Origin of the sequence: Sphaerisporangium siamense (genome assembly GCF_014205275.1) — a bacterium.
Classification (GTDB): Bacteria; Actinomycetota; Actinomycetes; order Streptosporangiales; family Streptosporangiaceae; genus Sphaerisporangium; species Sphaerisporangium siamense.
Genome location: NZ_JACHND010000001.1, coordinates 8,266,113 through 8,282,354 on the forward strand (window position 1 = coordinate 8,266,113; position 16,242 = coordinate 8,282,354).

Annotated in this window: 4 protein-coding genes; all 4 read right to left on the reverse strand. The window is 75.5% G+C overall.

All coding sequences use genetic code 11. The annotated features are described in order from the left end of the window. Positions 1–7: 7 nt before the first annotated feature. Positions 8–10,630, reverse strand: a complete 10,623-nt coding sequence (locus tag BJ982_RS37220) for a Tc toxin subunit A-related protein (protein WP_184887970.1) — start codon at positions 10,628–10,630, stop codon at positions 8–10. 716 nt (positions 10,631–11,346) lie between these two features. Then, the gene (locus BJ982_RS37225) at positions 11,347–12,312 is read right to left on the reverse strand and encodes a hypothetical protein (protein WP_184887972.1); all 966 of its coding nucleotides are present in this window, start codon (positions 12,310–12,312) and stop codon (positions 11,347–11,349) included. Beyond that, positions 12,309–12,983: a hypothetical protein gene (locus BJ982_RS37230; protein ID WP_184887974.1), complete on the reverse strand. Its 675-nt coding sequence runs from the start codon at positions 12,981–12,983 to the stop codon at positions 12,309–12,311. The genes BJ982_RS37225 and BJ982_RS37230 overlap by 4 nt, the downstream gene beginning before the upstream one ends. A 169-nt stretch (positions 12,984–13,152) precedes the next feature. Next, the gene (locus BJ982_RS37235) at positions 13,153–16,176 is read right to left on the reverse strand and encodes a bacterial transcriptional activator domain-containing protein (protein WP_184887976.1); all 3,024 of its coding nucleotides are present in this window, start codon (positions 16,174–16,176) and stop codon (positions 13,153–13,155) included. Positions 16,177–16,242 lie beyond the last annotated feature (66 nt).

Here is a 16,242-nt window from a genome sequence, read left to right on the forward strand (position 1 = left end):
GGCCCCCTCAGTGCCCGCAGGGGCGGCCGTCGCCGGGGCAGGCGCAGCGTCCCGGCGCGCACCCCGTCGAGACGTACCCGCACAGCAGCCACACCCGGCACACCCGCCCGAACGCGTCCGGCACCTCGACCGTGCCCAGCGAGGACTCGTGGTCGGTGAGAACTCCTCGCCCGACCCGGGTCAGCACGCCGTGGAACAGCCCCGGCCAGTCGGCGGAGGCCACGCACGAGACCTCCTCGAACTCGTCGGCCTCCTCACGACGGCCCTGCCGGTGACGCTCGTCTCCCCCGTGCCCGCCGTGGTCGCGGGGCGGGCGGTAGCGGATGGTGTGGTGGTGGCTCGGGTCGGCGTGCGGGGCCTCGATGAAGAACTCGACCGCCTCGACCCGCAGCCCCTCGCCGTCCGGCCGGAACGGGAACATCGCGCGGGACAGCGAGAGCGGCAGCGTGCGCGGCCGGTCGCGGCGCTGCAACGCGTACCAGGCGTCGGGCAGGTCGTGCTCGACGTCGAAGACGCGCAGGCCGTCGCCGGGCAGCCGGTCGCGGGACGCCCGGGTCGCCGCCTCGCGCAGCGCCTCGCCGCCCTCGCGGGCCGTGTAGTTGAGGTGCAGGATCACGTCGCTGACCGTCGCGAGGTCGAACCGGTTGTTCTCCTGCGGGAGTTCGAGCAGCCACCGGCTCACCGCGCCGTGGTACTCGAACGGCAGATAGCGCTCGTCGCGGAAGTTGACCTCGAACACGCCCGGGTCTGCCTGCCCGGTGGAGGTCGCGACGGCCTCGCGGGCGGCGTACTCGCGCACCGCGCGCGGGTCGCCGGGCAGAAGCGTGTAGCCGTCCCCGGGCGGCTCGGCGGCCGTACGGCACCCGCACCTCGTACGGCACCCGCAGCCGGCGCCGTGGCCGCACGGCGGGCAGTCCGGGCGGTGGCCGCGGTCGTGCTCCGGCGGGCAGCACTCCCCCGGCGGCCGGATCAGTTCGGGCCGGACGCGGGTCGTGCTGGACAGCAGCGTGAGCCGGGCGTGCACGCCGGTGTACGGCCCCACCACGCACGGGATGGACAGCGAGACGTTGCGGACGCGGCGCATGTAGTGCCCCGGGTAGTCCTGGTCGAACAGCCACTCCGGCAGGTCGATCTCGCACGCCCCCGTCGTCTGCAGCCGCAGGAACTCCAGGGGACGGTCCAGCCGCAGCGAGATGTGCTTGACCAGCTCGTACTCGCGGACGTTGAGGTCGAGGTAGGTCTGCTCCATCCGGCGGACGGCCAGTTCGAGGCGCTCCCCGGCGAGCAGGCCCTCGTGCAGGCCGTCCCACAGCGGGGTGTCGAGGAACTCGGCGCCGGTGTGGCCGCGCTCGAAGTTGAACGCCCGCTGGGCCTGCCGGGCGCCGCGCAGCGCCAGCTCGTACGCGCGCCAGTACAGCGCGGCGGTCTCCCGCTGGAGCCACAGGTACAGGGCGTGCCCGGTGAGCCGGTCACGGAGCACCTGTTCGACGTCGAGTGCCTGCTCCAGGCGCAGCCGCTGGTCGTTGAGCTCGTGCAGGGCGGCGTCCCTGCGGCGCTCGGCGCCGAGGATCTGCCGCTCGATCTGCTCGATCTCCAGGTCCAGCACCTCGACCTGGTGGCGCCATTCCTCCTCGCGGCGCTCCCAGCCCGCCTGGGTGAGCCGTTCGCCCGCGGTGATCGAGGCGATCGTGCCGACGGTGCCCGCGATGCGGGCGGCGGTGGCGAACACCCCGGCCAGTTTGGTGCCGAGGGGGAGCTGGTTGGCGTTGAGCGGGCCGAGCCCGGCCACGCCGAGCCAGATGTCGGGGATGAACCCGAGCGCCTGGCCGGTCGCCTCCAGCGGGATGCCGGTGCCGTGGCTGGCCACCGACTGCTCGGTGAGCGCCTGGTAATCGTTCTCGCCGCGGTTCAGGCCGGCCTCGACCAGCGCGGCGTAGTAGCGGCGGTTGGTCTGCGCGATCTGCTTGGTCTTGGCCAGCGCCTGGACCTGCCAGTCGGCGTCGCGCCACTGGGCCTGGCGCAGCGCGATCGCCGAGGCCTGGAGCTGACGCTCGTGGTCGGCGCGCAGGGACTGCAGGTACTCGGCGTCGCCGCGTTCGTACGCCTGCTGGAGCGCGGCGCCCAGCGTGCGGACGTAGGCGGCCAGCTCGCGGGCGCGGGAGATCTGGAAGGCGAAGCGGTACGGGCTCGCGGGCAGGCACACGTCGTCGTCCGGGCAGGCGCCGGCGGTGCCCGCGGGCTCGACCCAGCCGTCCACCAGGCCGGTGGCGCCCAGGTAGGGCATGTGCCGGGCGGGGAGCCGCTCGGCGGTCAGGCAGGCGCGGATCAGCGCGAGCCGGTCGGCCACCAGGTCGTACAGCGACAACAGGCGGGGGTTGGGCGGGGCGGGGTGCGGCCGGAAGTCGTCCACGCGGCCGGGCGCGGACCCGTCCGGTTCGACGACGTGGCGTGGCCGCTCGCCGAGCAGCCGGGCCGCGGCGGCGAAGAGCACGCGGGCCTGCGCGAACGACTCGGGGGACGGGCGGTGGCGCAGCCAGGCGTCTCCCCATTCGAGCAGGGTCTCCAGGTAGTGGAGGGTGATGGACCTGCGGCGGACGCGCTCCTCGGATGCGGCGGTGCTGTCGGCGCAGCACCGTCCGAGCCGCGCCCGCACCCCGTCCCGGTGGGCGCGGAGCTCGGCCTCCTGCGCCGCCTTGCCGCGCCGCCTGCGCCCGCCGGCGGGCGCGTCCTGCGGATCGTCGTCGTGTGGGGTGTCCCGGCCGCAGTTCAGCCAGGACGCGTCGCCGCGCAGGGGGTCGAACGCCAGCTCGTACCAGCGCAGCGCCGCCTCCGGCCTGCAGTGCGCGCGCAGGGCCGCGGCCACGGCCAGGGCGGGCCCGTACGGGTCGCGGGGCGTGAGCGGGGCGCCGGGCGCGTGGTAGGCGAAGTACGGGTAGGCGGGCAGGCCGCCGGGGTGGACGGGGCCCGTGGGCGGGAGCGGCGGCGGAGGCGGCGGCACCTGCGGGAGCGCGATCGCGTCGTCGGAGGCCAGGTCGTAGCGGAATCCCGGCGGCGGGTCGGCCGGGTGGCCGGTGGGGGTCTGGCCGTTCTGGACGGTGAAGGTCAGCGAGTCGTCGGCGCGGCCGGTGAACAGCAGCGCGGCCGGGCCGGTGACCCGTACGCCCTCGGCGCTGAAGCGGGGCGTGCCGAACTCGCCGTGGTGGACGCGGCACCAGGCCAGGCGCACCTGGTCGCGTCCGCGCCAGGCGAGCAGGGTGGGCAGTTGCTCGGGGTCGTGCCAGGGCCACAGGGAGTCCTGCTGGGGGGCGGCGAACCAGCGGGCGTCGGCGAGCCAGAAGTAGTACTCGTCCACCAGGGGCCCGTGCTCGCGGCCGCACTCGGCGCAGCACGAGGACGGGGCCGTGTCCGGGAAGAGCAGGACGCCCGGGACGCCGTCGGCCGGCGGCTCGCCCGCCGCGGCCACCCGCAGGAACCGCGTCCCGAGCCGCACCGCCGCCTCGACCCACCACACCAGCCCCGCCCCGGACCCCCGCTCACTCCCCTCGCCGTCGCCGTTCCCGTCACCGTCCCGGTCGCCGTTCCCGTCCTCGGCGCGGACGGCATCGGCGTGGACGGCGTCGGCGCGCGGGCCGGGCCCATGGTCGCCGGCGGGGAGAGGGTGAGGGGTGTGCCCGGGGGGGCTACCCGCACCCTGATCCGGGACATCGCCGGGCGGCTGTCCGGGACCACCCTCGGGAGCATGACCGGGGACGCCACCGGGCGGCTGTCCGGGACCGCCGTCTGAAGCGTGACCGGGAACGCCGCCCGGCGGCTGTCCGGGACCACCCTCAGGACCATGACCGGGGACGCCGCCCGGCGGGTGGCCGGGTTCTCCGTCGGTGTCGCCGGGTGAGCTGCGGGCGGTTCCCAGGGCGGCGAGCCAGGACGGGCGGGCGTGGCGGTCGGGGGTGCCGAGGAGTTCGAATCCGTGGCCGCGCGGATCGACCCTGCGCAGGGTCGAAGGGTCGCGGACCTGGAGGGCCTGGACGCCGGGGTGCTCGGGCGCCGGGGGCGCGGCCCAGTACTCCAGGCCGCCCGGCTCGGGCCTGGTCAGCGTGACCCGGCGCAGCCGGTCCTCCAGGAAGGCGAACGCCTCGCTGCGCCGCGCCTCGGCCAGCTCGTCGACGTCCACCCAGTTCTCGCGGTACGCGCGGCGGCGCTCGCACGCCTCCCAGACGTGGTGGCGGGCGTACCGGGCGTCCCACAGCGCCAGGAAGCCCGGCGCGGGGGTGAACCCCGGTTCCAGGCCGAGCCGGGCGCGGTTCACGAAGGTCTGGACGGCGCCGATCGCCTCCTCGACACGGGTGGCCCGCTCACGGGGGCCCGCCTCGACGTCGATGAGCAGCAGGCCGGCGAGCTCCTCGGGACGGCGCGCCGCCTCGCCGGTGGGCAGGGTGACGCGGTCCAGGCGGGTCAGGTGGGCGAGGAGGGCGGCGCGGCCCCGGGCGCGCAGGCCGTCGGAGAGGGCGGCCAGGTCGGCGTACCTGCGGGGACGGCCGTTCTCGATCAGGCCGTCGGCCACGAAGCGGGTGAGGTTGGCGTTGCCGGAGGTCTGGTCCGGCGGGGCGCCCGGGTCGGCGTCGGCCCACAGGTCGGGCCGGGCGGCGCGGATGTCGGCGACCAGGAAGCGGCGGAGGATCTTCCGCAGGAGAAGGTCGGCGTGCCAGACGCGGACGGGCCACCGCTCGTCCACCAGGTCGTCGGAGGTGATCTCGATGCCGCCGCCGTCGGTCCGGTAGCGCAGGACCAGCGGGGTGCGGGCCGGGGAGACGCCGAGGTACCGCAGCAGGTCGCCCTCCAGGTCGGGGTGTTCCTCGGCGGACTCGTGGAACAGCAGCCAGAGCGGGCGCTCGGGCGAGGTGCGCGCCGCCGCGCGGACGACCGTGTAGTCGAACAGCCGCTCCCACCAGTCGGTCAGCGCCTGCCGCCGGGGCACGCTCGGGGCGGCGCGCTGGTCGAGGGCCGGGCCGGGCGTGAGGTACGGGTCGGCGACCGGCAGGAGGCCGGGGTCGAATCCGGCGAGGTGGACGGCGAAGCCGCCGCCGTCGCGGTGGTAGGCGGCGCCGGAGAAACGGTCCGGGCGGGCGAGCAGGTGGTCCAGTTCGGAGCCGCCGTCGTCGGAGACGGGGTCGGCGCTCAGGCCGAGCCGGTGGGCGAGCAGCAGGGCCTTGAACGCGCGCTGGTAGGTGCGGCGGATGTCGCGCAGCGAGCCGGTGTACCGGCCGGCCAGCCCGGCGCGCTCGTTGCCGGTCAGGATCTCGATGCCCGCGTCGAGCGTCAGGGGTTCCTGGGTGCGCCGGTAGAGGCGGGCGCGCGGGACGGCGACCGGTTCGCCGCCGGAATCGGGCCCGGCGTAGGAGAGCTGGAAGCCGGTGGTGGCGGCCACGATGTCGTCGGGGTCGTCGAAGTCCGGGCGGGTGCGCGCGAACTCGATCTCCAGGTCGTAGGCGCCGCGGCGCAGGTCGAGGTCCACGTGGAAGCGCGGGGCGTCGGAGCGGCCGGGCCAGTCCTTGGCGAGCAGGACCCAGGTGCGCTGGCCGCGGCGCAGGACCACCCGCCAGCGCCGTCCCTCGGTGCCGTCCCGGGGCGGGATCTCGCCGTCGGGGACGGGCGCGCCGGCCCAGAAGGCGTACCTGCCCCCTTCCTCGACGAGGAGGGAGCCGGTCCAGCGGACGGTGTACCCCTGCGCGCCGCCGAGGGCGTCGGCGGCGGCGTCGCTCATCGCGAACCCGTTGCGTATCACGATGAACCGGCCCTGGACGTCACTGGCGGCGACGTCCAGCGCGGGGATCACGCCGGGCACGGGCGCGTTGGTCGTGTCCCGGACGTCGCCGGGCACGCCGAACGCGCGCAGCGGGCCGCGCAGCTCGCGCCAGACCACACCGGCCCCGCCCGCGGGGCTGAACTCGCCGAGCAGGCCGGTGCCGGTCAGCGCGAGCAGGGCGGCGAAGGCGCCTCCGGTGGGACGGGGCCAGGTCACGTCCGGGGTGTGGCCGTCGGCGGACTCCCAGGGGCCGGTGGCGCGGTTCTCGTCGCCGTGCAGGTGGGCGAGCAGGCGGAACGCCGCCGCGGCGGTGCCCTGGCGCGTGCGGCCGGTGACGGCGTGGACGTGCGCGGCCAGGTGGCCGGCGACGGCGTGACAGCGGGCCATGGTGCGGGCCACCGCGTGCTGGAAGTGCGCGAACCGGCGCCGCTCGTCGGCCTCCTCGGCCAGGTATCGCAGGGACTCCTCGAAGTCCTCGAAGAGGAAGCCGAACGGGGCCAGGACGGCGCGGGGCCCGGCGACGAGCTCGCGCACGGCCGTGCGCTCGGCCGGGGTGAGGCGGCGGACGCGCGCGAGCTTGGCGATCACGTCGGCCGTGCGCAGGGGCACCCCGGCGGTGAGCGCGCCGCCCACGTAACGGAACGGGCCGTCGGCGGGGGTGTTCCACATCGCGGGCGGGGACCCGGGGAGCTCCACCCGCCAGCGGCGGTCGGCCTGCGGCACGGGGACGCCCTCGGACTCCAGCACCGAGGGGAAGAAGCGCGCGCCGAGGACGTACAGCGGGTCGTCGCCGACGGGGGCGTAGCCGAGGCGGGCGCGCAGGGTGGCGTCGATGCGGGTCCAGGTCCACGCGGCGGCCACGTCCCGCCCGCCGGACGCCTCGCCGGGGCCGGTTCCGTCACGGTCCGCTCGAACGGAGTTCGTCCCTTCCGCCGCGTCGGCCCCTTGTGCCCCTTCTGCTGCTTCCGCCGCCTCTGCCGAGCCGTCGTCCGCCTCGTGGTGGGCGCGCCGGTCGGGCCCGGTCTCGCCTTGGCCGTCCTTCTCGTGGTCGGCGTCGCCGGTTACCGCGAGCAGGGCGGCGCGCAGGGACCACAGCGAGCCGGGGCCGTCGTCGTCGGGCAGGGCGAGGGGGTCGTCGAGCGCCTCGTTGGGGGGCTGGAGGGGGAACGGGTCGTCGCCTTGCAGGTGGTCGTCGGTGGTGGTGAGGAACAGCAGCTCGCCCACGCCGAGGTCGCTCGCGTACAGCTTGGCGAGCACCTCGGCGAACCGCAGCGTGTGGGCCGGCCGCGCGTGCCAGGTGTCGGCCGGGGTGTCCGGGTCGAACCCGGCCAGGCGGGACAGCGGGCCGAGGTTGGCGGCGAGGACCTCCAGGAACTCGGCCGGGCGCGGACGGCAGCGGTACCGGCGGACGGCGGCCCGGCGGACGGCGTCCAGCAGGGCCCCGACGGCCCAGTCCCAGTGCGGGTCGTCCGGGCCGGTCCACAGGGCGAGCAGCGGAGTGCGGGCGGTCCCGGTCGCGCCGTGGCGCGGCGGGCGGCCGCGCAGGGGCACGCCGAACTCGTCGCGCAGGAGCTGGAAGGCGGCGAGCTGCCGGACGAACGCCGGGTCCACCGAGCCGCCGGAGTCGAACAGGCCGAGCACCTTGACCACGTCCGCCAGCTCGCCGGCCGTCAGGGGAAGCCGCGCGCCGCGCAAGGTGCGCCACAGGCGGATGACGACCGCGATGCGCCGCAGGCCGCCCTCCGGGTCGCGTCCGAAGTCCAGGGCGTAGCGGTCCAGGTGGCAGGGCTCGCACTCGGGGAACGGGTCCTCGCCCTCGCCGCCGTCGCCGTGACCCTCGCCGTGCGGGGTCAGCCGCCCGAACGGCACGATGCGCGCCCGCCACAGGTCGATGAGGTCGCACCACGTGATGCCGGTGCGCTCCAGGAACTCGGGGATCCGGACGACGACCTGTGTCCAGGGAACGCGGCCCACGCGCGGGCCGGGGAAACCGTACACGCGCCAGACCCGCACACCGCCCTCGTCGCCCCCGGACGACAGGTCGCGGGCGTAGAAGATCTCGTACTCCTCGCGGGACAGGCACAGGTACTCCAGGGCCAGGTCCAGCCGGAGGGGGAGGCGCCACAGGTTCGCGCGGAAGCCCTCGGGTTCGAGGGCGGGGTCGAGCGCGAGCTCGGTGATGTCCCGGCGGAAGGCGCGCGTCACCTCGTACCGGCAGGTGCCGAGGGCCTCCAGGTGGGAGCGGTTGACGTCCAGGCCCTGGACGTAGGGCAGCAGGGGGTGCGCGGCGTCCTGGCGCAGGGCCTCGTAGGCGGCGGGGACGGCGACCGGGACCGCCGGCGTGGAATGCTCGGGCAGCGCGGCGAACAGAGTGGCGGGGTCGTGGCCGTCCTCTCCCCCGAGCCGGTGGCCGGCCAGGTCGCCGGTGGCGGTGTCGTGGACGGCGCCGCGCGCGGAACCGGGGTCGGCGGCGAGCGCTTCGAGGCACTCGTTGGCGAGGTCCACGACGGGCAGCGGCGTCGTGGCGTTGGCGGAGGTCACGGCGAGGTCGCCGAGAGGGCCGCGCCGGGCCGAGACCAGGCCGCCCAGCGTCCCGGCCTCGGCGGACCCGGGGTCGTCACAGGTGGCGTCCACGGGCAGGGACAGCAGCGCGTGCAGGTAGGCGACCGGGCCGAACGGCGACAGGTGCTCGGGGGGCACGCAGTCGACCAGGCAGCCGTCCGGGTTCACCGGAGTGAACGGCTCGTCCTCCGAGGACGACTCGCCGGCGGGGCCGCCGGCCGCGTCCATGAGGGCGTCGGCCAGGTCGAAGGCGACCGTGCCGGTCAGGGCGTCCCGGAACGCGCGCCCGGTGAGCGCGGCGATCTGGTCGCGGGTGGTGAACCCCCGGGCGTACAGGGCCTCCATGACCGAGAAGCGGACCGGCTCGGGGACCGCCGCGGCGAGCCGCGTCAGCTCGTCGATCGCGCGCAGGGCCGCGTCGAGGCGGCGCCGGGCGCGCGCGTCGCCGGGGAACAGTGCCTGCGCGACGTCGGCCACGGCGGCGTCACGGTGGCCGGCGTCCCAGGAGCCGCCGAACACGAAGGCGGACCCGGCCCGCGCGGCGTAGGCGGCGGTGAAGCGGTTGACCGGGTCGCCGGAGGGGACGCGGATCAGCGGCGGGGCGCCGGGGGCGTCGGAGGTGACCGGGCTGACGGTGGCGGCGAGCGTGAAGAACTTGCGGACCTCGGCCACGAAGGCGGTGAGGCGTTCCTCGTCGGAGCCGGGGCGGGTGAAGTCGGGGAGGTTGGCCGGCCAGGCGGGGTCGTTACGGAAGGCGGCCCGCCAGGCGGGTTCCTGGACGGCCGCCGCGGCGGTGGCGCTGCCGATGCCGAGCGCGGCGCGGAGCTTGGTGCGCAGGGGGACGTTGCCGACGGGCACGATGTAGCCGCGCGTGAGCGCGCACATCACGAGTTCGAGGTGCCCGGAGGGCTGGGTGCCGACGATGCCGTCCCAGAAGGCGGCGTCGATGTCGGCGGCGCCGACGGCCCGCCAGGCGTTCAGCAGGGCCTGGACGTCGCCGGTGACGGGCAGGGAGGCGGGGCTGCCGCCGGTGTCGCCGAGGGCGCGCAGCCGGCGCACGGCCGCCGCGATGCCGACCGGCGGGGCGTCGGCGACGGGCGGCTGCCCGGCGGGCAGGCCGGGCGGGGACGAGGGCGGGGTCTCGGCGATGATGTGGGCGTCGCGGGCGGCGACGAGCATGGTGCGCAGGCGTTCGTCGTCGGCGAGGATGGCGGCGCGGTACCGCTGGTCGGCGTCGTAGGTGGCGGGCAGGCCGGCGCCGAGGGCGTAGAAGTAGCGGGCCGGGACGGTGAGGCGGGACGCGGCGGGGATCGCGGTGAGCTTGACGCGCACCCGCTGGTGGCGCTCGCCCGTGGCGGTCTGGCCGGGCAGCACGGGGAAGGTGAGGCCGGCCTCGGTGGCGGCGGTGCTGCGCGCCTCGCACTCCACCGCGGTGGCCAGCGCGACGACGTAGGTGGTGAGCCGCTCGGCGTCGGCGTCGCCGGTGGCGTAGTAGGCGGTGAGCGTGGCCTCGAACCGCCCGCGCTCGGCGTTCTCGCCGTCGTCGGTCGGGTTCGTGTAGAGGTCGCCGAGCCGGCCGCCGGTGGGGCCAGGAAGTGGCCGGAACTTCTGGTTCCAGACGATCTCGCGGGCGACGTGGCGGGCCTGGTTCACCGTCAGCGGCGCCAGGGCGAGCGTGCCGCCGGGGTCGTCGCCGAGCACCCGGGCCACGGCGTTGAGCACCTGGTCGTACGGGGGTGCGGAGCCGTCGGCGGGCAGCTCGACGTAGGCGTCGGCCGGGTCGATCGCCCGGCCGGGCCCGGGCAGGCCGAGGTACAGGCCGGTGGGTTCGAGGCCGGGGAACAGGGCCCGGTTGGCGGGGATCGTCCCCGTGGCCTCGGGCACGTTCATGTAGACGCGGCGGTCGACGATCGTGCCGTTCCTGGTGATCTCCAGGCGGATGTCGCGCGTGGCGTGCTCGGGGCGCGAGGCGGGCGGGTTCGGCGGGGCCACGGCGATCACGGCGGTGGCCGCCGCCTGGTAGGAGAAGCCGGTGAGGATGTCGAAGCTCGTGTGCTGGACGATCGTGGTGGACGGGTGCGGGATCTCGGGGTGGGCGGGGTCCTGCGGGGCGGTGTAGGCGGCGGGGACGCCGATCTGCGCCTCGGGGGCGGACACGTTCAGGTCGACGGCCCGGATGGTCAGGCCGGTGAGGAAGGCGGCGAAGTCGGCGCCGGACATGGCCTCGCCGCCGGCGGGGAACAGGCGCACAACGATCAGTGCCATGGGGGGACCTCTTCACTCCGGCGTGACGCCGCGTGCCGCGGCGGGGGTGGGCGGGATGTCACCACGAGGGCGCGGCTCGGCCTGACGTCCGTGATCGTCGATGGAGGGTCGCCGTCCGTGCCGGCGATTCGGCGAATGATCCTTTGCAGCGGATTTCATGCTCACGGTGGGTTCCTGTCGCCACGCCCCCGAACCCGTCGGATACCTCCCGTACATTATGGGAAAAGCTTGATGGCGTGAACACCCGGAATAGAGGATCGACCGCATTGTTACATCGATCATCCCAACCGCCCATGCATTCGCACGCGCATCGGGAATATGATCGGTTAAGCGGGGATTTAATGGCATTACGCGACCCTAGCCCCCGGTACTACGCCCGCCTCCCCTCTCCCCCGCTCTCCTGATCCCCCTGCTCCACCCCGGATTCCTGCGCCGCTCCTGCCTGTCCTCCCGTGATCGCGTCGGTGTACCACCGGACATATCTGGAGATGTCAGAGTAGGCCCGTGTGACCTTCAGGGAACCTCGCGGATAAGCGACCCAGAAACGCGGGGACATTTGGCGCTATAAGCGGATTTGCCCCGGTTGACGGCAGGCCGCCCCGCGGGCATCACGAATAACCCCCAAGCCTCCAGGAAGATTCGCGAGAAAACGCTCTTTCAGACCCGGCGGACCCGCGATGGCCGTCGACCGCGCGCCGTCGCGGACCGGCCGCCGGTCACGACCGGTCGCCGCCCCGGACGATGCTCTGCACCTCGCCGACCGGGACGTCCCGCGAGGCGGTGACACGCACCGGGGCGAAGGCGAAGCCGACGCCCTGGCCCGTCACCGTCCACTCGGTGGTGACCGTGAGCGTGTACGCCCCGCGCGGCTGGTCGACCGACGCGTGCAGGTACCGGACGCCGCAGGTGAACGTGCCGCCCGAGACGTACGGGCGCCCGGTGGGGCCGCAGTCCTCCTTCACCTCGGCGCGGCTCCCGGACGTCCCGGGGGCGATCTCCAGGCGGGTGAGCCGGGCGGTGACGGTGGCGGACATCACGCCGGGCAGCTCCGCCGTCACCGAGCGGGCCGGGGCGCCGATCCCGGTGAGCCAGACCCAGGTGGGCAGGTTGACGTAGCTCTTGACGTCCGGGCTGAGGTTGATCTTCGGCTCCGGGACGGTCAGCGCGGCGCGGGCGAGCTGGTACAGCTCCGCCAGGGTGATCCCGCCCGGAGGCGTGCCGCCCTCGGGCACCCACACCGCGCCCTGGAGCCCGGACCAGCAGGCCAGGCCGTTCGGGTCGGCGGCGTTGTAGGCCGGGGTCCACCAGCGGCCGTTCTCGCCCACCTTGTCCTTGTACTGCTTGAGGAACTCGTCGAAGTCCCGCTCGGTGCCGGTCGGGTTGAGGTGGAACCAGTACTCCCGGACGTCCTCCTGCTTCTCCAGCATCTTGTCGGCGCTGTCGCCGGGCTCGTACCAGCAGGGACGCGGCACGCGGTAGCCGTCCGCCCTGCCTCCGAGGCCGTCGCCGCTGACGACGATCTTGGAGTTGCGCAGGATCACGCCGCTGGTCGGACCGTCCTGGAAACCCTCCCCGCGCGGGCCGCCGGGGTCGTCGAACCCCGCGGCCGGCGTTGACATGCCCAGCACGGCGAGCGCGGTGAGCATGGTGAGCACGGCGGCCAACGCCGGCGGTGTTCTCATCGGCGGCACTCCTTCGCGCGCTGATGGGGGTAGGCGGCGTGCATGTACGTCCTGACGCGCCAGGCGCCGTCGTCACCCTTGCGCACGCCCGCCGCCTGGAGGTAGACCGCGGCCGGCGGCCGGGTCCAGGGGGGCTGGGACGTGAGGGGACGCCCGCTGCCCGCGTCGGTGACCTGGATGCCGGACTCGTCCACGCAGGCGTCAACCTCCGCGCCGCGGCCGACCACCGCGGGCACCCGCAGCGCGTACACCTTGGCCGTGCCCGTGACGGACTCGCGGCGCTCGCGGAACCCGCGCACCCAGGTGTAGGAGTCCCGAGCCGCCTGCTCCTCGACGCTGCCGAGATAGGCGGTGTCCTCGCCGCCGGCGACGGCCTTCCACGTGCCGACGTAGGCGTCGGTGAACGCCTTGACCACGCCCCGCTGCCCGGCGTCGAGCCCCGCGGGCCACTCGATCGACACGGTGAGGCCGGGGGCGGCCTCGACGGACTCGACCGACCCGGCGGACAGCGGCCGGGCCGCCCCGGGGGACGTGCCGTCCGGGCCCGCCGGAGAGGAGACGGCGCCGGGAGAGGACGCGGCGTCGCCGGCCGGGGTGAACGGGCGTTCCTCGGAGGCCGCGCAGCCCGTGACCAGCAGCGCGGCGGCGGCGAGCGCGGCCGGCATCCGCATGCCGACGAGGCTAGTCACGGTCCGGGCGGACCGACCACCGTTTCGCGTGGATCGGTATGGTTCGCCGGGAAACGCCGGTCCGGGGGCCACCGCCGCCATCACACCTGTCCGTCCGTTCGGTCTCGGGTCACGCGTCTCTGCCATACGTCCCGGGCACACCTCTCCGTGCTCACGCCGACGGCATGGAGTGCAACCGCCAGGACGGGAGCAGCTCGTCGATGAGCGCCTCGGTCTCCGGGGCCATCCCGCCGCCATAGGGATGCGAGGCCGCCCTGCGGTGCAGGCCGTCCACCACCGCGCGCAGCTTGAGAGGGTCATTGGTGGCGTGCGCGGCCCTGAGCAGGTCGCGCCAGAGCCCTTCGTCGTCGGCGGCCAGCAGCAGGCCCGCCCGCACCGCCGCCACCGCGCCCTCGGCGTCCCCGTGGGCCAGGCGCACCTCGCACAGCCGGTGCGCGGCGTCCGCCACGCTCGCGGTGACCTCGTACTCCAGCTCGTCGGCGGCCAGCCAGGCGTAGCGCCCGCGCGGCCTGCCGTTGAGCAGCGGCCCGCGCACCAGGCCGAGCGCCCGTTCCAGCAGCATGGCCCGCGCGCCGGGGTCGTTGTGGGAACGGCGCACCAGCTCGCGGAAGAGCTGCCAGTCCGTCCGCACCTCGGCCCCGAGCCTGAGCCTGCCGGTGTCGTCGGTCCTGAGGTTGGGCCTGCCCTGGGCGTCGGTGCCGAGCCAGTCGGCGACCCGGGCGATCGTGGCGTCCCTGACGACGGCCTGCACGCCGCGCGGCCACAGGATGCCGCCGAGCACCACCGGGTGGACGCCCTGCGGGTGGGCGGCGAGGTAGACGACCATCTCGGTGGCCAGCTCGGCCCTGCCCTCCTCCAGCGGCGGCACCGGGCCGATCTCGACGGGCCCGAGGATGCGGACGTTCACCGAGGGCGGGGTGGTGAGCTCCTGGGCCTCCTCCTCGCGCACCGGCTCGCCGTCGCGGCGCCCGGCCGTGCGGAACAGGTCGATCACCGCGTCGTAGTGGCGCCGGGGCAGGAGCTGCGCCGCCACCGTCACACCGAGCGCGTCGATCTTCGCCTTGCCGTCCTCGGTGATCTCCCATGTCCAGGTGGGGTGCGGGACGTCGCCCGCGATGACGTACCCGGCGGCCATGCGGGCGCCCGCGCGGCCGAGCCTGGCCAGGCGCTCGGCCTCGCCCGGGTCGGGGGCGATCGCCGACAGCAGGAAGTGGGGCGGCCAGACGGGGTCGGCGGCGCGGCCGTGCACCCGTCCGGTCAGCACCTCGCCGCCGGACGCGGTCGCCTCCTCGGCCCGGGACTCCAGGTCCGGGAGCGCCTCGGCCAGGCTGCCCACCGCGCGCACCCGGTCGGGGGCGATCATGGTGAGGTCGGCGCCGAAGCCGACGAGCGTGACGCGCATGCCGTCGGACCAGCGGTTGGTGGCCAGCTCGACGGCCAGCGCCGCGAGCGCGTCGCGGACGCGGTGCCCGGTGACGGCGATCACGCCGTGCGCGGCCTCCAGGTCGACCAGGACGCGGCCGGACTCGGTGACGCCGAGCGAGACCAGCCCCGGGTAGGGGGCCGGGACGTCGGCCAGGGCGTGCTCGTCGATCCCCCTGCCCTCGTGGGCGGGCAGCCGCCAGGTGCGCCCGCCGTCGTGGGACTCCCACGGCTCGGGCGCGTCCGGCTCCGGCGGGTGAATCCACAGGTCCAGGCCCCGGGCGGACAGGTGGACGGCGTAGATGGTGGGCGGGACGCGGCCCTGCTCGGCCAGCAGCTTGCCCAGCAGGCGCAGGCCGTTGTCCAGCATGCGGCTGCCCGGCGCGTCGGACCCGAGGCGCAGCGCGACCTCGGCGCTCGCGGCGTCCCCGCGCGGCCGGGGGAGGCGGTACCCGAAGGCGCGGTTCCAGAGCTGCTCGCGGCGGCGGCGCCCGAGCGCGGCCAGCAGCCCGGCGGCGGCCAGCGAGCCCCCCGCCAGGTAGTCGATCAGGTCCAGGCCCCCGCCGGTGTCCTGCGCCTCGGTCCGGTGCGGCCGGTCGGCCTGCGCCGGCCGGTCGGGGTTCTTGACGGACGGCACGGCCGTCTCCTTGGCCGCGGGCAGGTGGTAGGCCCGGTTGGGGGCCGGCACGGGCAGCCCCGTGACCTTCCTGCCCTGCTCGGCGGCGTCGCCCGTGCCCGGCCGTTCCGGCGAATCCTCGCGCCCGGCCGTACCGGTGTCGCGGCCCGTCGTGCCGGTGTCATGACCCGTCGTGCCGGTGTCGCGGCCGTCGTGCGCGCCGGTCGCGCCGGTCGCGCCGACCTGGTGGCGGCCCGCGTCCTGGACGATGAACTGCGTGCGGCCGTCGGCCTCCACCGGCTCGCCCGCGTTCCGCCTCAGCGTGGCCTCGCGGCTCTCGTCCGCCGGGACGACGTGGACGCCGCGCGCGTCGTCGGGCATGTCGAGCACCCAGCCGGGCCTGATCAGGTCGGCCATCTGCAACCGCGCGCCGTCCGGCTGCGTCGCGTGCTGGTTGAGCCGGTAGATCTCCGGGTAGCGCCGCCCGTCCCCCAGGCACTTGTCGGCGATCTCCCACAGGCTCTCGTGGTGGCGGCCGTGCGGGGGCTGCACGACGTACACCTTCTTCACCTGGCGCACCACGTCGAGCGTGGCCGTGGACGCCTCGGTGCTCTGGGAGCCTTCCGCCGCGGCGGTGGCGGGCGCGGCCAGGGCGGCGGCGACCACCGCGGGCCTGGCGGGCGGCGGGGCGTTGCCGAAGGCGGCGATGGGGACCGCGGCGGCCGACACCGTGAAGAGCATCAGCGCGGCCGAGACGAGCCGGTTGGCCAGCGCCTGCGGCCCGCCGGAGAACGGCACCCGGGCGGGCATGCCGATCCTGCGGATGCCCGCGTACACCTCCACGATCACGCAGACGACGAGCTGGACCCAGGTGAGCCAGACCAGCAGCACCAGGATCGCGATGGCCGTCCCCATGCCGATCTGCCGGGTGAGCAGGTCGCCGTTGAGCAGCTCGGGCGGCAGGGGCGGCCCGGCGAAGCGCAGGAGCGCGTACGGGACGCCGCCCATGAGCGCGGCCAGGGCGACGAGGGCCGCGAGCCCGGCGATGACGTCGCCGGGGGTCCTGCGCGGCCGGATGCGCGTGATCTGCGCCTGAGGTGTCCCTCTGGCCGGCGTGCGCGTGCGCGACGCGGTCATCCCAGTTCCCTCCTTCGTCTCCCCGAGCCTGCCTGCGCGCGGTGCGCGGATCCCGCCCGCGCGGCG